The organism is Escherichia sp. WS1451, from assembly GCF_046487365.1.
Lineage (GTDB): Bacteria > Pseudomonadota > Gammaproteobacteria > Enterobacterales > Enterobacteriaceae > Escherichia > Escherichia coli.
Genome location: NZ_JBJQJP010000049.1, coordinates 1 through 4,443 on the forward strand (window position 1 = coordinate 1; position 4,443 = coordinate 4,443).

Here is a 4,443-nt window from a genome sequence, read left to right on the forward strand (position 1 = left end):
AGCAACTACCAGGATCGCGCCGTCCATCTGAGCAGCACCGGTGATCATGTTTTTAACATAGTCGGCGTGCCCCGGGCAGTCTACGTGTGCGTAGTGACGGGTCGGGGTGTCGTATTCAACGTGAGAAGTGTTGATGGTGATACCACGAGCTTTTTCTTCCGGCGCGTTATCGATCTGGTCGAATGCGCGAGCAGCACCGCCGTAGGTTTTAGCCAGTACGGTAGTGATTGCAGCGGTCAGCGTTGTTTTACCATGGTCAACGTGGCCGATAGTACCGACGTTAACGTGCGGTTTTGTACGTTCAAACTTTTCTTTAGACATCGATTGTCCCTCTAAGACACGGATAAATCGGTGATATCACCACATCAACCAGGCAACATGCCCGACTTGTTGAATGCAATAAACAGAAGGAAAAAACAGGGAGGAGAAAAGAAGTGGTGCTGATAGGCAGATTCGAACTGCCGACCTCACCCTTACCAAGGGTGCGCTCTACCAACTGAGCTATATCAGCACATCTTGGAGCGGGCAGCGGGAATCGAACCCGCATCATCAGCTTGGAAGGCTGAGGTAATAGCCATTATACGATGCCCGCATCCTGGAACTCGGCTACCTGATTTTCATTCTGCACTGAATATCGAGAGAAGCTCTCTTTATTCGAGCCGGTAAGCGAACTTATCGTCTCGGGCTACGCCATCGCGTGGCCGAAATTGGTGGTGGGGGAAGGATTCGAACCTTCGAAGTCTGTGACGGCAGATTTACAGTCTGCTCCCTTTGGCCGCTCGGGAACCCCACCGGACTTGATGGTGCCGACTACCGGAATCGAACTGGTGACCTACTGATTACAAGTCAGTTGCTCTACCTACTGAGCTAAGTCGGCATCAAGTAGCGCGCATTCTATGGAGACATGCGAGTTCATGCAACTAAAAAATTGCATAATTTGTTTTATTGGTCACATTTTATGCGACACGATGAAGAAACAGCCGAATGGAGGGCAGATTAGCACACTTTTTCAACATCATTGTGCTCAACAATGCGCTCCTGCTAAACCATAATTCTTTTTATCAGATGGAATATCTGTCACATTGCTTTTCAACGATAGCTTCCTGGGAGAGATTTTTTCTTATTATTCCTCCCCATCTGGTGTTACCCTCCTGCCCATTAACCCATTCAACAGAACTGTGACGCGCCATGGCAAATATCGCTTTGCCGATAGAGCTATGACCGCCAGAAACATGCTTATGAGTATAAAAGAGCAAACGTTAATGACGCCTTACCTACAGTTTGACCGCAACCAGTGGGCAGCTCTGCGTGATTCCGTACCTATGACGTTATCGGAAGATGAGATCGCCCGTCTCAAAGGTATTAATGAAGATCTCTCGTTAGAAGAAGTTGCCGAGATCTATTTACCTCTGTCACGTTTGCTGAACTTCTATATAAGCTCGAATCTGCGCCGTCAGGCAGTTCTGGAACAGTTTCTTGGTACCAACGGGCAACGCATTCCTTACATTATCAGTATTGCTGGTAGTGTCGCGGTGGGGAAAAGTACAACCGCCCGTGTATTGCAGGCGCTATTAAGCCGTTGGCCGGAACATCGTCGTGTTGAACTGATCACTACAGATGGCTTCCTTCACCCTAATCAGGTTCTGAAAGAACGAGGTCTGATGAAGAAGAAAGGCTTCCCGGAATCGTATGATATGCATCGCCTGGTGAAGTTTGTTTCCGATCTCAAGTCCGGCGTGCCAAACGTTACAGCCCCTGTTTACTCGCATCTTATTTATGATGTGATCCCGGATGGAGATAAAACGGTTGTTCAGCCTGATATTTTAATTCTTGAAGGGTTAAATGTCTTACAGAGCGGGATGGATTATCCACACGATCCACATCATGTATTTGTTTCTGATTTTGTCGATTTTTCGATATATGTTGATGCTCCGGAAGACTTACTTCAGACATGGTATATCAACCGTTTTCTGAAATTCCGCGAAGGGGCTTTTACAGACCCGGATTCCTATTTTCATAACTACGCGAAATTAACTAAAGAAGAAGCTATTAAGACTGCCATGACGTTGTGGAAAGAGATCAACTGGCTGAACTTAAAGCAAAATATTCTACCTACTCGTGAGCGCGCCAGTTTAATCCTGACGAAAAGTGCTAATCATGCGGTAGAAGAGGTCAGACTACGCAAATAATTTGCAGGGGAGCTAATGCTCCCCTTTCTTATTTTTCTGCACTACGCAGGGATATTTCACCGCCCATCCAGGGTTTTATTATTCCATCCTGCTCAAGCAATAAAGCGCCCTGTTTGTCTATTCCGCGTGAAATGCCAAATATTTCTTTATCACCAATGATAAGTTTCACTGGGCGATTAATAAAATTATCCAGCTTTTCCCAGCGCGAAAGATAAGGTGCCAATCCTTCTTGTTCGAAGAGTTCCAGCGCCGCGCGTAATTCACGTATTAGCATGGCCGCCAACGTATTACGATCGAGATTGATCCCCGCTTCCTGCAGCGTGATCCACCCCTGATTAACGACACTCTCTTCAACACGACGCATTGCCATGTTGATCCCGGCTCCAATGACTATTTGCGCCGCATCGCCGGTTTTACCAGTCAGCTCCACAAGAATGCCTGCCAGCTTGCGATCCTGCAGATAGAGGTCATTAGGCCATTTAACACGAACTTTATCTGCACCCAGCTTGCGTAATACTTCCGCCATCACGATACCGATAACCAGACTTAAACCAATCGCCGCCGCCGGGCCTTGTTCCAGACGCCAGAACATCGACAAATATAAGTTTGCGCCAAAAGGCGAAAACCATTTCCGACCCCGGCGACCACGGCCAGCCTGCTGGTATTCTGCAACACAGGCATCGCCCGATTTAAGCTCTCCGATACGATCAAGAAGGTACTGATTCGTGGAGTCAATAACGGGTAGCACAGTTACACTACCGCCATCCAGCTGACCCAATATCTGTTCAGCATTAAGTAACTGGATAGGCTCAGGCAGGCTGTATCCTTTACCCGGAACGGTAAAGACATCAACGCCCCAGTCACGCAGTGTCTGAATGTGTTTATTAATAGCCGCCCGGCTCATTCCTAACGTTTCACCCAACTGCTCACCAGAGTGAAATTCGCCATTCGCTAACAGCGCGATTAATTTCAGCGGAACGGTATTATCCTTCATGAAATCGTCTCCACTGCGCTAACTTCACCTGATGCACCAATAAAGCGAACTTCAGGCTCAAGCCAGACATTAAATTTTTCACCCACTTTTTGTCTTACATGATGTGCCAGTTGCACCACATCTTCGCTTTTTGCATTGTCTTCATTAATGAGGACTAACGCCTGTTGACGGTGCACCGCAGCCCCACCCATTTGCATCCCTTTTAGCTGGCACTGATCGATAAGCCAACCTGCTGCCAGTTTTACTGAACCATCCGCCTGGGGATAATTTGGTGCTGTTGGAAATTGTGCCAGTAATGCTTTAGCCGTTTCGGCAGATACAACAGGGTTTTTGAAGAAACTACCGGCATTGCCATTCACTTTTGGATCAGGGAGTTTGGTGGTGCGCATATGACACACCGCATTAAATACTTGCTGTGGCGTTACGGTTGTAGGATCCAGACGAGTTAAGTCACCATACGTTAGTACAGGTTGCCACTCTTTTGGCAGACGCAGACCTACGGCTACAATGGCGAAGCGGTCCTGGTATTCATGTTTAAAAACACTGTCGCGATAGCCAAAACGGCACTCTTTGGCAGTTAAGCGCACTTGCTTGCCTGTCGCCAGTTCAACACAGTCAACATAAGCGCAAACTCGCTGTAATTCTACGCCATAAGCACCAATATTCTGGATAGGTGATGAGCCGACACAACCAGGAATTAATGCCAGATTTTCCAGACCAGGCATACCTTCCTGCAAAGTGTATTTTACCAGGCGATGCCAGTTTTCTCCGGCTCCTACATGTAAATACCACGCATCAGGTTCATCATGAATTTCGATACCTTTGATCCGGTTGATGATCACCGTACCGCGATAGTCTTCCAGAAAAAGTACATTACTTCCTTCACCCAGAATAAGAACGGATTGTCCTTTTGCGGTTGCATGCTGCCAGGCATTGAGTAGTTGTTGTTCGTCTTCGGCACATACAATGTGCTGAGCATTATGATCAATGCCAAATGTGTTCCAGGGTTTTAAGGAGTGGTTCATAGCTGCTTTCCTGATGCAAAAACGAGGCTAGTTTACCGTATCTGTGGGGGGATGGCTTGTAGTTATGACGACAGGGAGTGTTTGTAGAAACGCAAAAAGGCCCAGTCTTCCGACTGGGCCTTCTGCTTAATTTGATGCCTGGCAGTTCCCTACTCTCGCATGGGGAGACCCCACACTACCATCGGCGCTACGGCGTTTCACTTCTGAGTTCGGCATGGGGTCAGGTGGGACCACC

General features: G+C 47.7%; 4 protein-coding genes, 4 tRNA genes and 1 rRNA gene. 1 reads left to right on the forward strand and 8 read right to left on the reverse strand.

Going from position 1 to position 4,443, the window contains the following annotated elements; genetic code table 11:
- From ACJHX7_RS25865 to ACJHX7_RS25885, 5 genes are all read right to left on the reverse strand, one after another.
- A partial coding sequence (locus ACJHX7_RS25865; RefSeq protein ID WP_000031694.1) for a GTP-binding protein occupies window positions 1-321 on the reverse strand: 321 nt, incomplete at its 3' end.
- Window positions 322-435: 114 nt separating this feature from the next.
- Window positions 436-511 (reverse strand) — tRNA-Thr (locus ACJHX7_RS25870).
- Window positions 512-517: 6 nt separating this feature from the next.
- Window positions 518-592 (reverse strand) — tRNA-Gly (locus ACJHX7_RS25875).
- A gap of 116 nt (window positions 593-708) precedes the next feature.
- A tRNA-Tyr gene (locus tag ACJHX7_RS25880) sits at window positions 709-793 on the reverse strand.
- A gap of 8 nt (window positions 794-801) precedes the next feature.
- A tRNA-Thr gene (locus ACJHX7_RS25885) sits at window positions 802-877 on the reverse strand.
- A gap of 361 nt (window positions 878-1,238) precedes the next feature.
- On the opposite strand from ACJHX7_RS25885, the gene coaA reads away from it, so the two are divergent.
- Complete coding sequence (coaA, locus tag ACJHX7_RS25890; RefSeq protein ID WP_000023081.1) at window positions 1,239-2,189, forward strand: type I pantothenate kinase; 951 nt, start codon at window positions 1,239-1,241, stop codon at window positions 2,187-2,189.
- A gap of 28 nt (window positions 2,190-2,217) precedes the next feature.
- Here the strand turns inward: coaA and birA are convergent, their stop codons facing one another.
- The 3 genes from birA to rrf form a co-directional block, all read right to left on the reverse strand.
- Window positions 2,218-3,183: a bifunctional biotin--[acetyl-CoA-carboxylase] ligase/biotin operon repressor BirA gene (gene birA, locus ACJHX7_RS25895; RefSeq protein WP_000654618.1), complete on the reverse strand. Its 966-nt coding sequence runs from the start codon at window positions 3,181-3,183 to the stop codon at window positions 2,218-2,220.
- On the reverse strand, window positions 3,180-4,208 hold the full coding sequence (murB, locus tag ACJHX7_RS25900; RefSeq protein WP_001016685.1) for a UDP-N-acetylmuramate dehydrogenase: 1,029 nt from the start codon (window positions 4,206-4,208) through the stop codon (window positions 3,180-3,182). Before murB ends, birA begins: the two co-directional genes overlap by 4 nt.
- A 136-nt stretch (window positions 4,209-4,344) precedes the next feature.
- Window positions 4,345-4,443: ribosomal RNA gene (rrf, locus tag ACJHX7_RS25905) — 5S ribosomal RNA — on the reverse strand; the annotation flags it as partial.